Annotated in this window: 18 protein-coding genes and 2 tRNA genes; 8 read left to right on the top strand and 12 right to left on the bottom strand. The window is 53.6% G+C overall.

Going from position 1 to position 21,087, the window contains the following annotated elements:
* Positions 1 to 2: 2 nt before the first annotated feature.
* Together ACTHYN_RS06235 and ACTHYN_RS06230 are read right to left on the bottom strand one after the other, a co-directional pair.
* Entirely contained in the window at positions 3 to 2,489 is a 2,487-nt protein-coding gene (locus tag ACTHYN_RS06235; RefSeq protein WP_441811609.1) for an ABC transporter permease, read from the bottom strand.
* Positions 2,489 to 3,208 carry an ABC transporter ATP-binding protein gene (locus tag ACTHYN_RS06230; protein WP_441811608.1) on the bottom strand — a complete coding sequence of 240 codons (720 nt, stop codon included), beginning with the start codon at positions 3,206 to 3,208 and terminating at the stop codon, positions 2,489 to 2,491. The genes ACTHYN_RS06235 and ACTHYN_RS06230 overlap by 1 nt, the downstream gene beginning before the upstream one ends.
* A 57-nt stretch (positions 3,209 to 3,265) precedes the next feature.
* Here ACTHYN_RS06230 and ACTHYN_RS06225 point away from each other — a divergent pair, with 57 nt between their 5' ends.
* Positions 3,266 to 3,895, top strand: a complete 630-nt coding sequence (locus ACTHYN_RS06225) for an arylesterase (RefSeq protein WP_441811607.1) — start codon at positions 3,266 to 3,268, stop codon at positions 3,893 to 3,895.
* Here the strand turns inward: ACTHYN_RS06225 and ACTHYN_RS06220 are convergent.
* Complete coding sequence (locus ACTHYN_RS06220; RefSeq protein ID WP_441811606.1) at positions 3,876 to 4,796, bottom strand: YheT family hydrolase; 921 nt, start codon at positions 4,794 to 4,796, stop codon at positions 3,876 to 3,878. The genes ACTHYN_RS06225 and ACTHYN_RS06220 overlap by 20 nt on opposite strands.
* Positions 4,797 to 4,926: 130 nt before the next feature.
* Between ACTHYN_RS06220 and ACTHYN_RS06215 the strand changes: the two genes are divergently transcribed.
* Positions 4,927 to 5,002, top strand: a tRNA-Asn gene (locus tag ACTHYN_RS06215).
* A 9-nt stretch (positions 5,003 to 5,011) separates the two neighbouring features.
* Here the strand turns inward: ACTHYN_RS06215 and ACTHYN_RS06210 are convergent.
* Entirely contained in the window at positions 5,012 to 6,301 is a 1,290-nt protein-coding gene (locus ACTHYN_RS06210) for a M18 family aminopeptidase (protein ID WP_441811605.1), read from the bottom strand.
* A gap of 105 nt (positions 6,302 to 6,406) precedes the next feature.
* Between ACTHYN_RS06210 and ACTHYN_RS06205 the strand changes: the two genes are divergently transcribed.
* Complete coding sequence (locus ACTHYN_RS06205) at positions 6,407 to 6,892, top strand: hypothetical protein (RefSeq protein ID WP_441811604.1); 486 nt, start codon at positions 6,407 to 6,409, stop codon at positions 6,890 to 6,892.
* 82 nt (positions 6,893 to 6,974) lie between these two features.
* The gene (locus ACTHYN_RS06200; protein ID WP_441811603.1) at positions 6,975 to 7,583 is read left to right on the top strand and encodes an outer membrane beta-barrel protein; all 609 of its coding nucleotides are present in this window, start codon (positions 6,975 to 6,977) and stop codon (positions 7,581 to 7,583) included.
* Positions 7,584 to 7,613: 30 nt separating this feature from the next.
* Here the strand turns inward: ACTHYN_RS06200 and rlmKL are convergent, their stop codons facing one another.
* Complete coding sequence (gene rlmKL / locus ACTHYN_RS06195; RefSeq protein WP_441811602.1) at positions 7,614 to 9,788, bottom strand: bifunctional 23S rRNA (guanine(2069)-N(7))-methyltransferase RlmK/23S rRNA (guanine(2445)-N(2))-methyltransferase RlmL; 2,175 nt, start codon at positions 9,786 to 9,788, stop codon at positions 7,614 to 7,616.
* A gap of 317 nt (positions 9,789 to 10,105) precedes the next feature.
* Between rlmKL and rmf the strand changes: the two genes are divergently transcribed.
* Positions 10,106 to 10,318 carry a ribosome modulation factor gene (gene rmf, locus ACTHYN_RS06190; RefSeq protein WP_441811601.1) on the top strand — a complete coding sequence of 71 codons (213 nt, stop codon included), beginning with the start codon at positions 10,106 to 10,108 and terminating at the stop codon, positions 10,316 to 10,318.
* A 106-nt stretch (positions 10,319 to 10,424) separates the two neighbouring features.
* On the opposite strand, the gene ACTHYN_RS06185 is transcribed toward rmf, so the two are convergent.
* Positions 10,425 to 11,450 (bottom strand): quinone-dependent dihydroorotate dehydrogenase, encoded by a 1,026-nt coding sequence (locus ACTHYN_RS06185; RefSeq protein ID WP_441811600.1) that lies wholly within the window; start codon positions 11,448 to 11,450, stop codon positions 10,425 to 10,427.
* A gap of 353 nt (positions 11,451 to 11,803) precedes the next feature.
* On the opposite strand from ACTHYN_RS06185, the gene ACTHYN_RS06180 reads away from it, so the two are divergent.
* Positions 11,804 to 12,979, top strand: a complete 1,176-nt coding sequence (locus tag ACTHYN_RS06180; protein WP_441811599.1) for a cation diffusion facilitator family transporter — start codon at positions 11,804 to 11,806, stop codon at positions 12,977 to 12,979.
* A gap of 7 nt (positions 12,980 to 12,986) precedes the next feature.
* Here ACTHYN_RS06180 and uvrB read toward each other — a convergent pair whose 3' ends face one another.
* Positions 12,987 to 15,044, bottom strand: a complete 2,058-nt coding sequence (uvrB, locus tag ACTHYN_RS06175; RefSeq protein WP_441811598.1) for an excinuclease ABC subunit UvrB — start codon at positions 15,042 to 15,044, stop codon at positions 12,987 to 12,989.
* A 213-nt stretch (positions 15,045 to 15,257) separates the two neighbouring features.
* Between uvrB and ACTHYN_RS06170 the strand changes: the two genes are divergently transcribed.
* A complete protein-coding gene (locus ACTHYN_RS06170; RefSeq protein ID WP_441811597.1) occupies positions 15,258 to 16,442 on the top strand; it encodes a pyridoxal phosphate-dependent aminotransferase in 1,185 nt (394 codons plus the stop codon).
* A 69-nt stretch (positions 16,443 to 16,511) separates the two neighbouring features.
* Positions 16,512 to 16,587, top strand: a tRNA-Asn gene (locus ACTHYN_RS06165).
* Between the two features lie 56 nt (positions 16,588 to 16,643).
* Here ACTHYN_RS06165 and pyrF read toward each other — a convergent pair.
* The 5 genes from pyrF to rpsA all read right to left on the bottom strand — a co-directional run bounded on the left by pyrF (position 16,644) and on the right by rpsA (position 21,048).
* Positions 16,644 to 17,354, bottom strand: a complete 711-nt coding sequence (pyrF, locus tag ACTHYN_RS06160; protein WP_441811596.1) for an orotidine-5'-phosphate decarboxylase — start codon at positions 17,352 to 17,354, stop codon at positions 16,644 to 16,646.
* A gap of 34 nt (positions 17,355 to 17,388) precedes the next feature.
* Positions 17,389 to 18,552, bottom strand: a complete 1,164-nt coding sequence (lapB, locus tag ACTHYN_RS06155; RefSeq protein WP_441811595.1) for a lipopolysaccharide assembly protein LapB — start codon at positions 18,550 to 18,552, stop codon at positions 17,389 to 17,391.
* Positions 18,552 to 18,854, bottom strand: a complete 303-nt coding sequence (locus ACTHYN_RS06150) for a LapA family protein (RefSeq protein WP_441811594.1) — start codon at positions 18,852 to 18,854, stop codon at positions 18,552 to 18,554. The genes lapB and ACTHYN_RS06150 overlap by 1 nt, the downstream gene beginning before the upstream one ends.
* A gap of 69 nt (positions 18,855 to 18,923) precedes the next feature.
* Positions 18,924 to 19,220, bottom strand: coding sequence for an integration host factor subunit beta (locus ACTHYN_RS06145; RefSeq protein ID WP_071268191.1), 297 nt, complete (start codon positions 19,218 to 19,220; stop codon positions 18,924 to 18,926).
* 133 nt (positions 19,221 to 19,353) lie between these two features.
* Positions 19,354 to 21,048, bottom strand: coding sequence for a 30S ribosomal protein S1 (gene rpsA / locus ACTHYN_RS06140; RefSeq protein WP_441811593.1), 1,695 nt, complete (start codon positions 21,046 to 21,048; stop codon positions 19,354 to 19,356).
* Between the last annotated feature and the right edge of the window lie 39 nt (positions 21,049 to 21,087).

Below are 21,087 nucleotides of genomic sequence, written 5' to 3'. Positions count from 1 at the left end.
CCTTACTCCAGCCTGCGCAGCAACAGCATGGGCGAAACACTTAACACCGGCCGAAGTTGCCAGCGCCCGAACAAGGCCAACACCAATGCGCTCATAACAGGTATGGGAAGCACTACTTGCCAATGCCAACTGAACTGACCCTCAAACATTCGGAACTGTAACGCCCATACAGCCGCCTCGGCCGCCGCAACGCCTAAAACGCCCGCAAACCCACCAAGCAGCGCAAACTCCAGCATAGTGCTTCGTACCAGCAAGCTTTGGCGACCGCCAAGTGTGCGCAACAGCGCCCCTTCCCTCTGTCGATCTTGAAGTGTAGCGCTAACAACGGCGGCCATTACCACAAGCGCTGCCGCCAGTATGAGTACGAGAATAGCCTCTATGGCTTGGGTCACCTGCCGAACAATTTCCTGTATGCGTTCAATAATGTTGTCAATTTCCAGCAACGAAACCGTCGGAAAGCGCCGGGAAAACTCATTAAGCGCACTTTTTTGATCTCTCGGGAGATAAAAACTGGTTATCCAGGTAGCCGGCATACCAGTAAGGCCGCCATTTGGTGGAAAGGCCATGTAGAAGTTGGGCTTCATGCTGTCCCATTGAACCGTGCGAATGCTGGTGACAGCTTCCGTAACCTTGTCAGAACCGATGGTGAACGTAAGCTCATCACCCAACGTCAAGCCAAGTTTGCCGGCCAGCTCAGCCTCCACCGATACACCTTTGTTATCATCGCCTTCAAACCAACTGCCCTCGACGATGTTGTTGTCTTCCGGCAATGCAGTCATCCAGGTCAGGTTCAATTCCCGGTTAAGCGCCCCCACCCTTTGATCTTTGCTCACCACTTCTTTTACCGGCTGGCCGTTAAGTTCCGTTAGTCGGCCACGCACCATGGGGTAAAGCTGATCGAGCGGCTGGCCGCGTTCTTCCCAGAAGCTTGCAACCTCATCTACCGCGTCCGGGGCAATATTAATCAGAAAATGATTAGGAGCGTCGTCCGGAAGTTGTGCTTGCCAGTCATCCAACAAGGACGTGCGCACCAGAATCAACGTGGTCGCAAGCATCAGTGTCATAGCAAACACGGCAATTTGGGACAGGCTGGCACGGCGGTGGCGATAAAGCCCTACCAGGGCCAGGCGCCAGGAATGGCCACCGCCACGCACCCTTCGAAGTGCAGCCACCAAAAGCCAGCCCAACGATGCCAGAGCACCGAGCAACAGCACCAGACCGCCCAACAAGGCCACAACCAATGACAGCTCGCCGGCGTACAGCCACACCAGCCCAAACACTGCCACAATAGCGATCAACATATCAGGTATGGCTTCGCGGCCAGTTTCACCCGGCTGACTTCGCAGCACCCGCATGGCCGGTACGTGCTTCAAACGCCGAATGGGCGGGTAAGCGAAGGCGAACAGTGAGACCAGTGCCGTAAGCAATGCTGGCATAAGGGCTGATGAATCCAGTTGAAACGCTACCGGCCGGTCGAGTGCTTCACTTAATAGTTGAGTGAGCAGCCAGAACAACGGCACAGCCACCAGAAGGCCACCAACCATACCGGTTACGCCCCACAGCGCTAGCCGCTTCAGATACAGCGCACCTATTCCGGAACTGCCCAGGCCCAGGGTTTTCAGTAGCGCGACGGTATCGCGCTGGGATAATGCATATTGTCGGCTGGCGACTGCCACGGCAACAGCTGCCAGCAATACCGCCAGACTACCGCCCAACAGCAGAAAGCGTTCAGCCCGCTCCAAAGATCGTGAAAAGGTTTCGCCATCGCGAACGCCTTCCCATTCATGGCTGGGCTCAAGCTGTGGTTGCAACCATTGATAGTAGCTCTCAAGCGCAGTTTCGGTGCCGGCAAACAGGTAAATATACTCCACCCGACTGCCCTCCTGGATAACGCCGGTGGAGGCTACGTCATCCACATGCATCATTACCCGGGGCGCGAGTGCAGAAAGGCTGAAACCGCCATCAGGTTCCCGGAGCAGCACGCGGGACACGGTCAGGTTCCGGCTTCCCACTTCCAGAGTGTCGCCGGTGCGCATATCCAGCAACCGTAACAACCTGGGGTTAATCCAGACCTCACCGGGCGCCGGCCCATGTTGCACCTGCTCCCGAGAGTCTTCTGAACTACCCTGGATTTCGAGCTCCCCCCGTAGGGGGTATTCGTTGCTCACGGCTTTTACCGACACCAGCTGGAACGCATCACTGCCAAACACCATGGTGGAAAATTCAACCATGCGCCCGGTTTCAAGCTCACGCTTTGCCGCTTCGGTAATCCACTCCTCAGGCACTGGCCGGCCGTTTTCAGCTTCCAACTGCCGATCAGCTGCTAAAAATGAGCTGGCAGAAGACACCAGTGTGTGTTGTAACTGGCTGGCGAACAAAGCAATGGTGGCAACCGTGGCAACGGCAATAATCAATGCCGCCAACACCACACGCACATCCCGTTCACGCCAATCACGGCGTACAGACATCAGTTTTTTTGCAGCAGCCATCAGTCTGCCAGCTCCAGCTGGGTAGCCGGCTCGGTTAGCTCACCGGCTTCAATATGGAACTGCCGGGCACAGCGGGCCGCAAGTTGTTCATCGTGAGTCACCATCACCAGTGTGGTGCCTTGCTCCTGGTTCAGGGCCATCAGCAAGTCTGAAATGTCCTGACCGGTGCGGTTATCCAGGTTGCCGGTTGGCTCATCGGCAAACAGGATGGCCGGATTGGACGCGAACGCGCGGGCAATCGCCACCCGCTGCTGTTCGCCGCCAGACAATTGCCTTGGTGTGTGAGCAAGGCGCTCACCCAGCCCTACTCGTTCAAGAAGCTCCCGGGCACGTTTTTCAGGCGCATCCATACCGGCAAGCTCCAACGGTAACATCACATTTTCCAGTGCAGTGAGTGCCGGCAAAAGCTGGAATGACTGAAATACAAACCCTACCCGGTGAGCGCGCAATTTGGCCCGCTCGTCTTCACTGAGCCGGCTGATAACCGAGCCGTCGAGCTCAACAGTGCCTTCGGTTGGTGTGTCCAGACCGGCAAGCAAGCCCAGCAACGTGGTTTTTCCCGATCCGGAACGGCCCACAATGGCTACGGACTCTCCCCGATTGATTTTGAGACTGACCCCCTTCAAGATCGTCAGCGTATCGGTTTCCAGGCTTACACGATGGCTCAGGTGTTCAACGCGCAGCATTGGGGGCTGGCTATCAGGGTTAGTAGTCGGCATGTTGCTTATGGGGCTCCCGAAAAAACAGGTTCATTTATCAAGGGTTACAGGCTGTCTATGAATACGGTGCTGCTGTACGTCAGATCAATTATCTTCCTTCTCGTGGCCTTGTTTGCCCTGCCAGCGATGGCGGGTCAGCAAACGCTTCTGATTCTGGGCGACAGCCTGAGCGCAGCTTACGGCGTACCATCGGAAACCGCCTGGGTGCAGCTTTTGCGCCAACGCATGCAAGACAACGGCCTGGACAACTGGCAGGTGGTAAATGCCAGTATAAGCGGCGAAACCACCGACGGCGGCGTTCGCCGGTTGCCTGAGCTGATTGAGAAGAACAGCCCCTCAGTGGTTATTATTGAACTAGGCGGTAACGACGGCCTGCGCGGTTTTCCCCCCAAGGTGATCAAATCCAATCTTGCCTCGATGGTTGAGCGTGTTCAAAATTCCGGCGCCCAAGCCGTTCTGGTTGGCATGCAAATACCGCCCAACTACGGCCAGCGCTACACACACATGTTTGCCGAACTCTTTCCAGCGATTTCAGACAGCTACAATACCGCTCTGGTTCCCTTCTTTTTAGAAGGGATCTACAACAAAGACACATTAATGCAGGATGACGGCATTCACCCAACCGCCGAAGCCCAGCCTATGTTGCTTGAGAACATTTGGCCGGTGCTCAGCCCTCTTCTGGAATAACACTCTGTAAAAACGCCAGTGCGCGGCGCTCAGACCAGTAATAGCCATTAGGGCTATGCTCTACAAATCCTACATGGCCACCCCACCTGGGTGAATCCAGGCGCACATGGGCGCCAAGCACAGAAGGCGATTCAGGAAAGCACTTTGCGGATAAAAACGGATCGTCTGCCGCGTTAACCATCAGAGCTGGTACCCGGATATCCTTCAGTCGGCCCAAAGCAGAGCTCTTGGCCCAGTAATCTGCCGCACTGCTGAACCCATGCAATGGCGCTGTGTAGAGGTCATCAAACTCGTGAAAACTCTGAATCCTGTCAAAGCCGGACACATCAATAAGATCGGGGAATGTTTGCGCTTTTACGGTCATTTTTACACGCAGGTCCTTCAAAAATCTCTGCATGTAGAGCTTACGACTGGGCAACGCCAGCATGTCCGCACTGCCCGCCAGGTCGCAGGGTACTGAATAAGTGACGGCGCCGCAGATTCTGCTGTCCACACGTTCACCTTGTTCACCGAGATACAGCAGCGTGAGGTTGCCTCCCATACTGAAACCAGACAAAAACACGGTTTGATAACCCTGCGCCAGGCCATGGTTGACCACCTGGCGCAAATCTTCAGTGGCACCGCTATGGTAAAACCTTGGCTGCCGGTTCATCACTCCGCCGCAGGAGCGAAAGTTCCAGGCCAACACATCCCAGCCCTCCGCCAACAGCGCCCGGGTTAGCCCCAACACATAAGGCCGGCGGCTATGCCCCTCAAGCCCATGGGAGACAATGGCTAACCGGTTGTTCCCCCGGCGATGCCAATCGAGATAGAGCTCATCGTTATCGGTTGTTGGCAGCCGTTCCGTTTCAGGCTCCGCCACTTTCACCTTGCGAAATAATGACGGCCATACGGATTGCAAATGACCACTGCGCAACCAGCGAGGAGGACGATATTGCCGAGCCATACCAGAGTACAAATTTTGACCTTTTATATCAGGGGGTTGACCAGTTAATTCAAAGCGCTTACTATGCCGGCCGTCTCACCGCTGTTCCCCGATAGCTCAGTTGGTAGAGCAACGGACTGTTAATCCGTTTGTCGCTGGTTCGAGCCCAGCTCGGGGAGCCATTTCTTTTTTCAGAAAACCTTCTCACGCTGCATGAATTCCGCCAACACGCGGTATAACGTGAAGCCATCTTCAGTGCCTATCAGTTCACGAATAGAGTGCATACCAAACTGCGGTACGCCAATGTCCAGCGTGGTAACCCCCAGACTAGCAGCTGTCAGTGGCCCAATTGTGCTGCCACAGGCCATATCACTGCGCACCACAAACGTTTGGTGAGGCAAACCCAGTTCGTCACTGATATGCCGGTAAACGGCGGCTGAACGGCTATTGGTCGCGTAGCGCTGATTGTGGTTCACTTTGATGACCGGGCCCTGATTCAGGATGGGGCCATGGTTTTCATCGTGTTTATCCATATAGTTCGGGTGCACACCGTGGGCATTGTCTGCCGAGATCATCATGGAACGGGCAATGGCCTTGGCCTTGCCGGCACCACACCAGCGATCAAGCACTGAAATCAGGAATGGCCCCTGCGCTCCCTCCGAAGACACACTGCCTACCTCTTCATGATCGTTGCACACCAGCAACGCAGCCTCATCGCCGGAGGTGTTCAACAAAGCCTGCAGGCCAATGTAGCAGCTCAGCAGGTTATCCAGCCGGGCCGACGCAATGAATTCATCGCGCAGACCAACAAACCCGGCCTCCTGGGCATCGTAAAAGCCCAGCTCATAGCCCAGAACCTTATGAACCTTGGCTCCGGATTGGCGGGCAGCCTGCAGTTTGATCAGATCGTCAAAACTGGTTGTATCACCCTCCGCAACCTGCATCAGAACCGGCGGCAAATCTGTTTGAGGGTTAACGGTGCGGCCGGTGTTGGCCTCTCTGTCCAGGTGGATTGCAAGGCTGGGAATAAAGGCGATGGGCTTGTGGAAATCGATCAGGGTATCGTTAACCCGGTTGCTGCCATCGAGAAACGTCACCCTGCCAGCCAGCGAGAGATCCCGGTCGAACCAGGGGTTCATCAACACGCCACCGTAAACTTCGACACCCAGCTGAAAAAAACCTTTTCGACGCAGCTCGGGGTTGGGCTTCACTTTCAGGCAGGGGCTATCGGTGTGAGCGCCCACCATGCGAATACCCGATGCGGTGGCATCTTGAACGCCAGTGCGAAAGGCAACGATAGAGGAGCCATTACGAACCACGTAATAACCGTGACCCGGCTCAAGAGACCAATCCTCTTTCTCATCCAGCGCCTCAAAACCTGCCGCATCCAGTTGCTGTTTCATGGTTGCCACGGCATGCCAGGGCGTGGGTGATGCATTCAGAAACTTCAATAAATCTTTGTTGAATTCAGCGTGTTCCATGGTGTCCCTGATAGAATAGTAACAATAGCAGTAGTATGGCATGAAGCCTCAACACCTCATACCGCCCAGCAGGCATCAGCCTTAACTCAAAAAACGGAGCCCCACATGCCAGCACCCAGATTTATAGACATCGAATACTGCCAAACTGACGATGTTCTTTTTCCAACTGCCATGGCCTGGTCACTGGAAAATGGCCAGATGAAAACTGTGGTGATTGCGCCCGCAGACGATTGGCTGCCCGAAGACGGCGACCTGGGTGATTTCGATTTGCACTACCTTGAAGAACAGGGCGTGCCATTGCTGGAACTTGTGCATGAACTGCACCAGGACCTGCCAGACCAGACAGTATACGCAGATGGCCTGGACCCGGATGAAATACTGGTTGACCTTATTTTCAGTGCCATGAACCAGGAGCCGCCTTTTGAAATCGCACCCATCACCGAGCTAACTGTAGGGCTGAGCAGCGATGTGCTGGAAGATCGACGCCGCGAACTGCTGTTTGAGGATAGCCTCGAGCCACAACTGCCAGAAAATGGCGTTTATGCCCTGTTAAGGATGGCCCAGGAGGAAGGCTTGTTCGAGGAGGACTAAAATGTGACACGGGTCGACGTAACAATAGGTTACACAAGGCAAACTCATGCCGTAACCGCCTACGTCAGGAAGCCCGATAATAATGAACAAGGTTTTGCGAACACCGGCAGCACTCGTATTGATGCCTGCCTGTCTGCTTTTTGCCCATACCGCTCTGGCCCAGGAATCCCTCCGGGAAGACAAGCACTACGTTGGCTTACTGGTAACAGCGTTTAATCACCGCTCTATTGGTACCGTATCCAAGGAAAGTGCCACCGGAACAGGTGGCACGCTGATAGCGGGCAGCCACCTGAACGACCTGTTTCATGCAGAGTTTCGAGCGGGGGGAGGTTATCGGGATGCAGAAGTGCCTGGCAGCGATTTTAGCCTTTCAATCGATTACTTTGCCAGCTGGTACATAGGCCTGCACTACCCTGTCACCCATTACGCCAACGTTTATGGCCAGGCGGGGTTCTCGTTCATTCACGGAACCGGCAAGCTAGGCTACCCGGAAGAAAAGCGAAATGCTGAGTTTCGTGAACTGGAAGGCGACTTTCCAGACAGCAGTTTTGGCGTTGGTTGGGTAGTGGGGCTTGATGTTGAAGTTCTGAACGACACCTTCCTGGTTTTTGAGGGTGGAAAACTACTGAAAGATACCGGCACAGATGCCAATATCTTTCAGTTCTCCACCGGCCTCAAGTACGAGTTTTAACGCATCTGGCGTTTGTACTTGAGCCAAACGTCAGGTGCTTTGCCGAATATGCCAGCACCGGTGAATGCGCGCGTTGCGCTGAAAATCCTTATCCAGAGTGCTGCGGCTAACCTCTTCCACCTCAAACTCCGAAACCAGCACTTCATCAAGCTTAAAGCGACGGAAGTTATTGGAAAAAATCAGCAAACCGTCTGAACTTAACCTGGCCATTGCCTGGCGAATCAGTTTGGCGTGATCTTTCTGAATATCCAGCACGCCCGCCATACGGGCCGAGTTGGAAAAGGTTGGCGGGTCCATGAAGATAAGATCGAAAACCTGGTCAGGCCTGGGCTTTGCCGCCAACCAAGCCAGGCAGTCTGTCGCCTCCACCTTGTGCTTGCGAGGGTCTGCCCGGTTCAGTGCCAGATTATCCTCAGCCCAACCCACATAGGTCTTCGACAAATCCAGGCTCAGTGAGCGGCTGGCCCCACCAACAGCGGCATGTACCGTAGCGGCTCCGGTATAACAGAACAGATTAAGAAAACGCTTACCCTGAGCGTTATTCTGAATCCAACGGCGAACCGGACGGTGATCCAGAAACAACCCGGTATCCAGATAATCTTTTAAGTTAACCTTCAAGGTGCAACCGTGTTCCTGCACCCGAAAAAACTCACCGCTAACATCTTGTTTTTCGTACTGGTTAGTGCCCGACTGCCGCTGGCGTTGCTTACAGACCATTCGTTCTGGCTCCACGCCCAGTGCCCCGGGTATAACAGCCAGGGCTTCAGACAAGCGCTCTTTAGCGGAGCGCTCATCAATGGACTTGGGCGCGGCGTACTCCTGCACATGCACCCAGCCTTCATAGATATCAATAGCCAGTGCAAACTCCGGCATATCTGCATCGTACAGGCGGTAGCAGCCTATCTGCTGCTTGCGGGCCCACTGACCCACGGTTTTCATGTTTTTCTTTAACCGGTTGCGCAGCATGGCCGCGCGTTCTTCATTGGCAATTCGGGGCAAAACTTCACCTGGCGCCGCGGGCTCCCGAGGGGTGCGCACACTGGCTTCATCGACGGTAAACAGTAAAAGCTGCGCCGGCAGCTTGCCGTTAAACAGCTTGTATTGCTTAAAACTGCGCAGGCCTATGGATTTGCCAAACTCCGGGGCGCCGGTAAACACACCCAGGCGCCAGCCTGACGCAGCCCTTTTTACAGCGTCGCCAAGTGACTCATACAGGCCGGCAAGGGCCCTCCTGTCGCTTAGCCGCTCGCCATAGGGAGGATTTACCAGAACCAGGCCCGCCTCAGACAAATCGGCTGCCAAGCCAAGTTCCTCAATCGGTTGGGCCTGAAACTCAATCAGGCTATCAAGGCCTGCCCGCTGAGCGTTATTTTGCGCCGTGGCAATGACTCGGTGGTCCTGATCGAATCCCAGGAACCTTGGTATTCTGCCCTGCTTGCCTTCGTAGGCGCGCTTTTCGGCCTCCTGACGCAGTGAAAGCCAGATTTCTGGCTGGTGCCCGAGCCAGTTTTCAAAGCCAAACCCGTCACGGCGACGTCCCGGCGCAATATCCAGCGCCATCATTGCGGCTTCAATAACCAGTGTGCCAGAGCCGCACATGGGGTCGACAAAATCGCCACCAGCGGCTGCAATGTCTGGCCAACCGGAACGCATCAGCAACGCGGCTGCAAGGTTTTCTTTCAACGGTGCCAACCCCTTCTCTGTTCGGTAGCCACGCTGATGCAAACTGTGCCCGCTGATGTCTATACCCAATGCAAGCCGGCCACGGTGCAGCCGCGCTGATACAATTACATCGGGCATTTTTGCCTCTACCGCCGGGCGCTTTCCGCCGCCCATTGTGAAACGATCCACTATGCCGTCTTTTACCCGCTGGGCACCAAACTGGGTATTGCGAATCTCTTCGTTTTCACCAATAAAATTAACCCGAAAACTGCCATTCACCGGAATGTGCTGCTGCCAATCAAGATGAACCACGCCATCGTATAACTGATCAGCGCTGGTGGCTGCCACTTCGTCCACATGAAGGATCACCCGGTTTGCCAGGCGTGACCAGAGGCAAGCCCGATAGCTGGCTTCCAGCGCCCCCTCTACCCATGCGCCCGCAGGTGCGTTTTTTACCAGCCCAAGACCAAAGGTGCTGAGCTCGTCCGCCAAAAGGTACTCGACTCCCTTTGGGCAGGTTACAAAAAAGACAGATTTGGACAAGTTCAACTCCAGATTCTTTGGCAATTCACGGTAAGTCACGGGAATTGCAGCGTTCATAGGTTTGGGTAAATCTTTTATTCATTATCAATCTATTAAACATAGTTTATAGACTAAAATGATGGTGTACTTATGCGCAAGATTAAGCTTACCTTGTAACTGACGCGTCGTTCGGGAAGGGTAACTCCCCTTCAGTAACAGGATCCTGACTGCTCTGGCTAAAGCTGGCAATAGTGGGTTATCCCGGAGGGGATTCCACAGGCCATGGCCACGGCAGAAGTGTACACGCTTGTTCTGTTAATCCATTAGTGAGGAACGGCATGAAAAGACAGAAAAGAGATATGTACGCTCGTGCATTCAAGCGGGGCTACCTCGCCGGTGTGTCCGGTAAATCCAAAGACAGCTGCCCTCTCAAGCAGGCAGAGGTTCGACAAGAATGGTTGAATGGGTGGCGTGAAGGCCGCACTGATCAATGGGATGGCATGACCGGTGTTTCGGGTATTCACAAGCTGGCAAATGTCACCACAGCGTGATATTCGCTTCAATCCCGATATCGTAATCTGATCTTTCAAGACTCAAGTAACGGGGTCTTTTCCCCGCAAGGGCCCGCTATGCGGGCCCACTCAGTTCAGGGCATCCTTACGCTGATTTCAGACCGCGAATTGCCTCAACCGTTTCATTAATGAGTTCCGGCCCCCGATAAATAAACCCCGTATAAAGCTGAACCAGCCTGGCCCCTGCCCGGATCTTCTCTGCCGCACTTTCGCCATCGGTAATGCCGCCCACACCGATAATTGGCAGATCGTCGCCCAGCTCAGCATACAGTCCCTTTATGACCCTCAAAGAAGCCTCCCGAACCGGTGTGCCGCTTAACCCTCCCGCTTCTTCAGCATGGGCGTGTCCCACAACCGCTTCCCGGCTTATGGTTGTATTGGTTGCAATAACGCCATCCAGACCGGCTTCTTTCAAGGCAGACGCCACAAACCGGACACCTTCGTCGTCCATATCCGGGGCCATTTTTACCGCGATGGGTACGTAGCGATCGAACCGGCTCTGGCATTTAAGCTGTTCATCCTTGATGGCATGCAGCAGGCCTTTCAGGGGGTCACCAAACTGCAAATCACGCAGGCCGGGCGTGTTGGGCGATGACACATTCACGGTGATGTAATCCGCCCGGGTGTATACGGCAGCAATCCCCTTGCGGTAATCAGCCTCGGAATCTTCATTGGGCGTATCTTTGTTCTTGCCCACGTTAATGCCGAGAATTCCCCGGTAGTGTCGTTTATCGACGCGCTCCAGCATATGGGCCAGACCTTCATTATTGAATCCCATACGATTAATAATGGCCTGATGCTCCGGCAGCCGGAACATGCGAGGTTTCGGGTTACCTGGCTGCGCCACAGGTGTCACGGTTCCCACTTCTATAAACCCAAAGCCCAGCGCTCCCAATGAATCCAAATGATCTGCGTTTTTGTCCAGCCCTGCCGCAAGCCCTACCGGGTTAGGAAAATCCAATCCCATAACGTTCACCGGCAGCGCTTCTGCTTTCGGTGAAAAAGCACCCAACATACGCAAGCGATACGCAAGGTCCAGACCGTTTAAGGCAACGGAGTGGGCCTGTTCGGGTGATAACCGGAAAAGCAGATTTCGGATAACGCCGTACATCGGAAAACTCCTCAAAAAAACACGAGTGCGAGTATACCGCAAGTTTTCCACAGCGGCTCAGGTTGAACCAAACACCCAGCTAAACATCTGTATCATTGAGCTCTCACGAGCTTGTCCACGGAATCTGTGGATAACCCTGTTGAAAATTGCGCCACAATGATGCCAATCCCTTGTGACCTGCGCCAATCTACAGATTGATCATTTTTTGATCAATTTATTTTATCTTTATTTTCAATGAGTTATTATGGTTTTAGATTAGAATGAAGGAAACCTGAACAGCCTGTCATTAAAAAACCATTACTGCTATGATGTGCATAAATCAAGTAGTCATTCGGAAAACCCGGAGTCTTTTCATGCAAAAACCCGACTCACCGGCTCAGCGTCATCGTGAAAACCTGGTGATGGAAATGAAGGCGGCTTCTCGGGTTACCGTTATAGGAATGATTCTTGATGCTTTCCTTGGAATCATTAAGGTTATTGGCGGCGCCCTTTTCCATTCTCAGGCGCTCCTTGTTGACGGCATACACTCGTTTACTGATGTAGCATCCGATTTTGTTGTGCTCGGCGCAATGAAACTGTCTCGCCAGGAACCCGATGAAAACCACCCTTACGGCCATCAGCGCATAGAAACCTTTGGCACCCTGGTGCTGGGCAGTATTCTGATTGCCGTAGGCGCCGCCCTTGCCTGGGAAAACACCCTACGACTGGTTGAAGGCAATATTGATACCATTCCCGAGTGGCCGGTACTGGTGGCAGCCGGGATTTCTGTTGCCTGTAAGGAGTGGATCTTCCGTTACACCCGACACATTGGCCAGGCCATACGCTCAGACCTCATTATTGCCAACGCGTGGCACAGCCGCACAGATGCTTTTTCTTCTGCGGTGGTTCTGGTTTCAACGGTTGGCGCCATGTTGGGGCTGGTGTGGCTGGATGTGCTTGCAGCCGTGGCTATTGCCGCCATCATTATTCACATCGGCTGGAAGTTTACTTGGGACAGTGTTCAGGAGCTTGTGGACACCGGGCTTTCTGCAGACGATACCAAAACGCTAATCAACATTGCACGCAATACCGACGGCGTTCTTAACGTACATGAGCTGCGCAGCCGTCGCATGGGGCAAGATATTCTACTGGACATTCATCTAGTGGTACGGCCAGAAATCAGCGTATCGGAAGGTCATCAGATTGGCATGCAGGTAGTGGCAGGCATGCGAAATTCACTGGAGAACATCATCGATATCAACTTTCACATTGATGCTGAAAACGACGAAGACCAGTATCCGACAACCGAAAAACTACCCTCCCGTGCTGAAGTTACAAGCATTATTGCAGAACACTTAGGGGAGATTCCCCAGCGCAGCCGTTTGCGGCTGCACTACCTGAGAAACAAGCTGCACCTTGAGATTTTCCTGGGTGAGCCCTGCCCTGAAACAGTGTTTACGCCCGACAATATCCGGCGCCACCTAGAGGGCTACCCTTGGTTTGGCAGCGCAAGGGTTTGGGTAGCAAGTGATGCGGCCCCGGAACGCTAAAGAAAGGCTACCCGGTTCGAAGGGCGGCTTCTTTAAGCTCTGAAATTTCATCCCGCAGGCGAGCGGCCGACTCAAAATCCAAATCAGATGCTGCCTTATACATGTCATCTTCAAGGCGAGAGACTTCTTTAAGCACTTCTTGCGGAGACCTGTCACCAATCTTTGCCCGGTACTGCTCCGCTTCTTCTGCCGCTTTACTCCCCGGCCTGTTCGATTTGAGTTTACCCCGGCCACCGCCGGCACCCTCCATGATATCTGCCACTTTTTTGCTCAGGCCCTGGGGTGTAATGCCGTGAATCTCGTTGTGCTCTGCCTGCTTGGCCCGCCGACGATCCGTTTCGTCAATGGCACGCTGCATGGAACCGGTAACCCGATCACCATAGAGGATCGCCTTGCCATTAAGGTTTCGTGCGGCACGACCAATGGTTTGAATCAGTGCACGCTCTGACCGCAGGAAGCCTTCTTTGTCGGCATCCAAAATGCTGACCAGCGACACCTCGGGCATGTCCAACCCTTCTCGTAGCAGGTTGATACCTACCAGCACGTCGAACTCACCACGGCGCAAATCCCGGATGATCTCGACCCGCTCAACCGTATCGATATCCGAGTGCAGGTAGCGCACGCGAACATCGTGCTCCATCAGAAAATCTGTAAGGTCTTCTGCCATGCGCTTGGTGAGTGTCGTCACCAGCACCCGCTCTTCAACCTTCACCCGCAAGTGAATTTCCGAGAGAAGGTCATCCACCTGGGTCGACGCAGGGCGAACTTCAATCACCGGATCCAGCAATCCGGTAGGTCTCACAACCTGCTCAACCACCTGCCCTGCGTGCTCGGCTTCGTAATTACCCGGCGTGGCCGAAACAAAGATCATCTGCGGGGCAATGCGCTCCCATTCATCAAACCTCATGGGCCGGTTATCAAGGGCGGAAGGCAGGCGGAATCCGTATTCCACAAGCGTCTCTTTGCGCGAGCGATCCCCTTTGTACATGGCGCCTATTTGCGGCACCGTCACGTGAGATTCATCCAGAACCAACAGCGCGTTGTCGGGCAGGTAATCAAACAAAGTGGGCGGCGCTTCGCCCGGCAAACGACCTGACAGGTAACGGGAGTAGTTTTCAATGCCATTGCAATAGCCCAGCTCGTTCATCATTTCCATGTCATAACGGGTACGCTCTTCGAGCCGCTGAGCCTCAACAAGGCGATTGTTATCGCGCATTTGTGTCAGGCGTTCGTCCAACTCAACCTTGATATGCTCAACCGCATCGAGCACTTTCTGGCGCGGTGTTACATAGTGAGACTTGGGATAAATCGTAACCCTGGGCACCCGGCGGAATACTTCACCCGTGAGCGGATCAAAGTAACTGAGGTTTTCTACCTCGTCATCAAACAACTCAATGCGAACCGCTTCTTTTTCGGATTCCGCCGGGAACACATCAATCACATCACCGCGTACGCGGTAATTTGCCCGATGGAATTCAATATCGTTACGGGTGTACTGCAATTCAGCCAGCCGACGCAGGATGTCTCGCTGATCAATTTTGTCTCCCCGATCCAGATGCAACATCATTTTCAGGTAGGACTTGGGATCACCCAGACCATAAATAGCCGACACGGTTGCGACAATAATTGCATCCGGGCGCTCCAGCAGCGCCTTGGTTGCAGAGAGCCGCATTTGTTCGATGTGCTCGTTGATGGAGGCGTCTTTCTCAATAAAGGTATCAGACGAGGGAACATAGGCTTCTGGCTGGTAGTAATCGTAATAGGACACGAAGTACTCCACGGCGTTATCCGGGAAAAATTCACGGAACTCACCGTACAACTGGGCCGCCAGAGTTTTGTTATGGGCCATAACAATGGTCGGCCGCTGTATGTCTTCGATCACTTTGGCAATGGTGAACGTTTTGCCCGACCCGGTCACACCCAGTAATGTCTGATGTGCCAAGCCGGAATGAATGCCGTCAATCAGACCTTCAATTGCTTTGGGCTGATCGCCCGCAGGCTGAAACGGTGAATCAACTCTGAAGACGCCGTCTATACTCGAACTGCTGGAATCGTTACTAGCCATAATTGGCAGACAACCTCCGCTCACTCAACATGTGTATCCAGGCCATACGCTGCGTATGTGGAACTTGGCCTGTGAGAGAAATTTATTGTTACGCCAGCTTCATGGTACCATCAACTCGATCGACGGCTGGGCGAAAATCAGCCGCCATATGGCAAGGATTCAGACACCCCGCCGGTCACGGACCTATCAGACGCAGCTTTAAGGAGCGCAAGTTTGGACCTTCAACTTTCCAGCCGAGTACAGGCAATCAAGCCATCCCCCACCCTCGCAGTGACCAACAAAGCTGCCGAACTGCGCGCAGCAGGCCAGGATATAATCGGCCTTGGTGCAGGCGAGCCAGACTTCGACACCCCGGAACACATCAAGCAGGCAGCCATCGAGGCCATCAAAAATGGCCAGACAAAATACACAGCTGTAGATGGTACGCCAGCTCTCAAGAAAGCGATTATTGCGAAGTTCAAGCGGGACAATGGCCTGGAATACGAAGCCAACCAGGTTCTTGTATCAAGTGGTGGTAAACAGAGCTTTTTCAACCTCGCTCTTGCCACCCTTAACCCAGGTGACGAAGCCATCATTCCTGCGCCTTACTGGGTATCCTACCCGGATATGGTTCTGGTTGCTGAAGGCAAGCCAGTTATCATCGAAACCGGCGCACAAACTCGCTTCAAGATCACGCCAGAGCAGCTTGAGAACGCCATTACCGAGCGTACTCGCCTGTTCGTAATCAACAGCCCTTCCAACCCCAGCGGTATGGCCTACACACTGGAAGAGCTGCAGGCGATTGGTGAGGTTCTGAAAAAGCATCCGAACATCATGATTGCCACCGATGACATGTACGAACCTATACTTTGGACAGGCAAACCGTTCTGCAACATCCTGAACGCCACGCCCGAGCTTTACGACCGCACCTTTGTGCTAAACGGCGTATCCAAAGCCTACTCAATGACTGGCTGGCGCATCGGCTATGCCGCAGGCCCGACCAGAATCATAAGTGCCATGAAAAAAATCCAGTCCCAGAGCACATCCAATCCGGCATCTATCTCCCAGGCGGCGGCACGAGCTGCCCTGGAAGGCCCACAGGATTGTGTGAGTGACATGGTTACGGCGTTCAAGGAACGTCATGACTGGCTGGTAGAGGCTCTTAACAAGCTGCCTGGCGTTGAATGCCTGAAAGGCGACGGCACCTTCTACGTATTCCCCAGCTTTCAAAACGCCATTGATGCAGATACCAGCGTCGGCAGCGATGTGGAGTTTGCAGAGAAGTTACTGAGCGAAGCCGGTGTTGCGCTGGTTCCCGGCTCTGCATTCGGTTGCCCGGGTCATATGCGCTTGAGCTTTGCCACGAGCATGGAGAATCTGGAACAGGCAATTGAACGTTTGCAGAAGGCTCTGAGCTAAAAACTTCAGTAAGGGGTTGACGAGGCGGGAATGTAATCTTAATATACGCGCCTCGTCACACGACGACGTTCCCCGATAGCTCAGTTGGTAGAGCAACGGACTGTTAATCCGTTTGTCGCTGGTTCGAGCCCAGCTCGGGGAGCCAATATTACGAAAACCCGCTAATTCTCTGAGTTAGCGGGTTTTTTCGTTTTGGGGCTGTTAGCGCCCCATCACCTCTGTATGAATAGCCTCCAACGCCACCAGAGGGTCAGTAGCCCGGGTAATAGGCCGGCCGATAACCAGGTAATCAGAGCCGGCTTTCAGGGCATCCCCAGGCGTCATGATGCGTTGCTGGTCGCCTTTGTCGGCCGTGAGTGGCCGAATACCCGGAGTCACCAGCTTGAAATCACCGCCCTGCTCTGCTTTCAACTTAGGGGCTTCCTGTGCGGAGCAGACTACACCGTCCAGGCCACAGTTTTTGGTCAGCGTGGCCAAGCGGGAAACCTGCGCGTCTGGCGAGCCGGCAATACCTATACCGGCAAGGTCGTCGGCGCCCATACTGGTGAGCACTGTAACGGCAATCAGCAGGGGCTTATCTGCCCCGAAGGCATCCAGACGCTCACGGCAGGCAAGCATCATCGCCTCCCCTCCTGAGGCGTGCACATTTACCATCCATACTCCCAAATCGGCAGCAGCGGCCACGGCAGCCGACGCAGTATTGGGAATATCGTGAAATTTCAAATCCAAAAATACCTCGAAGCCGCGCCTCTGCAAACCTTCAACCAGCTGAGGACCAGCACGAGTGAACAACTCTTTGCCCACTTTCAGTCGGCACTTGGCAGAGTCCAGCTTGTCTGCCAGTTCCAAGGCCTGGATTTCAGACGGGAAGTCGAGGGCTACTATAATTTTGGGATCGTTAGAAATTTGCACGTTGGAATGTCCTGGAAGGGGGGTCAGAAAAAAGTTATTCAGCTTCTACGCCCTGAATTGGGCGAATGGTTTCCCATTGCTTGCAGCTCGGGCAAAGCCAATGCAGTTGCTGGCCCGAGAAGCCACAGCTTACACAGCGATAAACCGGCCGGTTGGCAATAATCAGAAGACCGATACGGCTAACCAGACGACCTTCATCGGTGGTCATGCCCTTCTCGTAGCCTGCCATCTCTACCAGCCGTAAAAGAGCCCGTACACTGGGCCGGCTTTCAAGCTCCCTGCGCAGCAGATCTATAGCCGCCGGCCGGCCAGATACTCGTTCGACCGACTCCACCAGAGCCAGCAGCAAGCTGGTGCTTGGGTGAGCTTCGTAAAGCTTACGCAGCTTTTTAACAAGCCGGCCAATATCGCCATGCTCATGTTCCAGCTTCATCAGGCGATCTATGGCTTCCGGGCCGAAATCCGGGTTTTGGGCAAACACTTTTAGCCCCTGGTTTCCTGCCTCACGGTAACTGCCCTGGCGAATCAAAATGTTCATCAGGATCAAGGTGGCCCGAACACAGGAGCGATCATAATCCAGCGCTTCTTTGGCTAGCTTCTGCGCAGTCCAGCGATCATCCAGCACCAGAGCCTGATCTGAAAGCTCGCAGGTTAAATACGCCAGATCCTTGTACATTGCCGGGTCTGCGTCGTTTTTGGTCAGAGCTCGGGCAACATCAGACGCTTTACCCCACTCTTTTTCCTGCTGATAAAGGTCAATCAGTTGCCGGGAGGCTTGCCGGCCATATTCGCGATCGCTCATCATTTGCTGCAGCAACGCCTCAGCCCGATCCAGCAGGCCGGCATTCAGAAAGTCCATGGCAAGCTCAAGCGTTACCTGCGGCGAAAAGCGCGTAGGCAGCTCGGGGCGTGCGAGTAGATTTTGATGAACCAGAATAGCGCGATCTGTCTCGCCTTTGTTGCGAAAGTGTCGGCCAATAGAAAGGTGGAGACTTACAGTGTCCTTGTTGACGGCCAGCGACTGAACAAAATTGTCGACGGCTTCATCGGAATAATTCGTGAAGAGAAACTGCATTCGGTCTTTAACCGACTCTTCATCTGCAATCTTTGTTCGGGCCCGGCCGCTACCCAGCCGGCCAACAAACCAGCCAACAGCAACTGCAACCGTTAACAGCAGCCACTGGAACACTATATCCATTAAACAGCCTGATCGTTCTGGGCCCTGGATTTCTCCAGTGCCTGCTCGGCGCGATCAAGTCGTTTCTGAAGAGTGCGACGGGAAACAGAGGTGCGGAAGGTAGCCAGAGCAGTCATTAAAATGCCAACCAGCGCACCAATAACAAAAGCCATCATAAGCCACACGGCCACACCGTGGGGCTCGGTCTCGAATACCAGAAAGTTGAGGGCAACCGCCATCTGGTTATTCAGCGAAAACACGAGCGCCAGCAACACCAGGACCAGTACCAGCAGAATCAATAGGATCTTCTGTAATCCTGCCATAACCTTAGCTCTCCCAAATATCAACAAGTGCGCAAATTATAGATGTTCTGCTTCAGGGATGGAATGCGGTTAAAAGCCCTGTTTCAAACTATCATTCACTTGCTCTCGCAGCTCCTTGCCGGGCTTGAAGTGCGGAACATGCTTAGCGGGTAGCTGCACAGCCTCACCGGTTTTTGGGTTCCGGCCAGTGCGGGCCGCCCGGTGATGCAGGGAGAAACTGCCAAATCCACGTATTTCAATTCGCTGCCCATTAGCCAGTGACTGGGACATATGCTCAATGATTGTTTTTACTGCCAGTTCAACGTCTTTAACCGACAGCTGCGTTTGTTTTGAGGCAATTAATTCAACCAGTTCAGACTTCGTCATGAGGCACTTCCCTCTCTTCTTCGTTATTCGGCTATTGGTTGCCGGATTCCCACTCCACCAGTTTAGACAAATCAAAAAAAAACACAAAAAAAACGGGCTCTTAGAGCCCGTTTTTTTTCGTACCAACTGAAGATTAGTCTTTGTTGGTGTTTTGCTGCTGCATTTGTTCCTTGATGAGATCACCAATGGTGGTCGCACTAGAGGACGTTTCGGCAGCTTTAGTCCGTACAGTATCAAGAGCCTGCTTGTCGTCTTCAACGTCCTTGGACTTGACAGACAGGTTGATAATGCGGTTTTTACGGTCGATGCTGATGATCTTCGCTTCGACTTCTTCGCCTTCTTTCAGTGCGTTACGCGCGTCTTCAACGCGATCACGGCTGATTTCAGAGGCTTTCAATACAGCTTCAACTTCTTCGTTCAGGGAAATAGTCGCTGCCTTCGCATCAATAGCGGAAACAGTACCCTTAACGATAGAGCCCTTGTCGTTCAGCTGAACAAACTCGGCGAACGGATCGCTCTCAAGCTGCTTGATACCCAGGGAGATACGCTCACGCTCGGGATCTACAGACAGGATGACGGTATCAACATCGTCGCCCTTCTTGTATTCACGAACGGCTTCCTCGCCTGTTTCGTTCCAGCTGATATCTGACAGGTGAACCAGACCATCGATGCCACCGTCCAGACCGATGAAGATACCGAAGTCAGTGATTGACTTGATCTTACCGGAGATACGGTCGCCCTTGTTGAAGTTGCCGGAGAAATCTTCCCATGGGTTGGAAACACACTGCTTGATACCCAGGGAAATACGACGACGCTCTTCATCGATATCCAGAATCATCACTTCCACTTCGTCGCCAACCTGAACGACTTTGGAGGGATGGATGTTCTTGTTGGTCCAGTCCATTTCGGATACGTGAACCAAACCTTCAACACCTTCTTCCAACTCGGCAAAGCAGCCGTAGTCAGTCAGATTGGTTACGCGTGCAGTAACGCGGGTGCCTTCCGGATAACGTCCCTTGATATCAACCCAGGGATCTTCGCCCAGCTGCTTAAGACCCAGAGATACGCGATTGCGCTCACGATCGAACTTGAGAACCTTAACGTTGATCTCGTCGCCAACATTCACGATTTCGCTCGGATGCTTGATGCGCTTCCAGGCCATATCAGTGATGTGTAGCAGGCCGTCAACACCGCCCAGATCTACGAACGCGCCGTAGTCGGTCAGGTTCTTGACGATACCCTTGATAGTCAGACCTTCGGTCAGGGTTTCCAGCAGAGCTTCGCGCTCGGCGCTGTTTTCAGCTTCCAGAACGGCGCGGCGAGAGACAACCACGTTGTTACGCTTCTGGTCGAGCTTGATAACCTTGAATTCGAGTTCCTTGTTCTCCAGGTGCGCGGTGTCGCGAACCGGACGAACGTCTACCAGAGAGCCTGGCAGGAACGCACGAATACCAGCCAGATCAACGGTGAAACCACCTTTGACCTTGCCATTAATAATACCTTTGACCACTTCTTCCGCTTCGAAGGACTTTTCAAGTACCTTCCAGGCTTCAGCGCGCTTGGCCTTTTCGCGGGACAGACGGGTTTCACCGAAGCCATCTTCCACTGCATCCAGAGCTACGTCGACAACGTCACCGATAGCTACTTCCAACTCGCCTTTTTCGTTCAGGAACTGGGAGGCGGGGATAACGCCTTCGGACTTAAGCCCGGCGTTAACTGTGACCCAGTCGCTATCAACATCAACTACGGTTCCCTGGACAATGGAACCTGGTTGCATGTCAATTTCTTTTAGGCTTTCTTCAAAAAGATCCGCAAAGCTTTCGCTCATTATGAGTCCTATAGGTTCAACGCAAGTATGCTCCGTGCC

The sequence above is a fragment of the Marinobacter sp. genome, assembly GCF_052091845.1.
GTDB lineage: Bacteria > Pseudomonadota > Gammaproteobacteria > Pseudomonadales > Oleiphilaceae > Marinobacter.
This window is presented reverse-complemented; position numbering and strand designations above follow the sequence as displayed.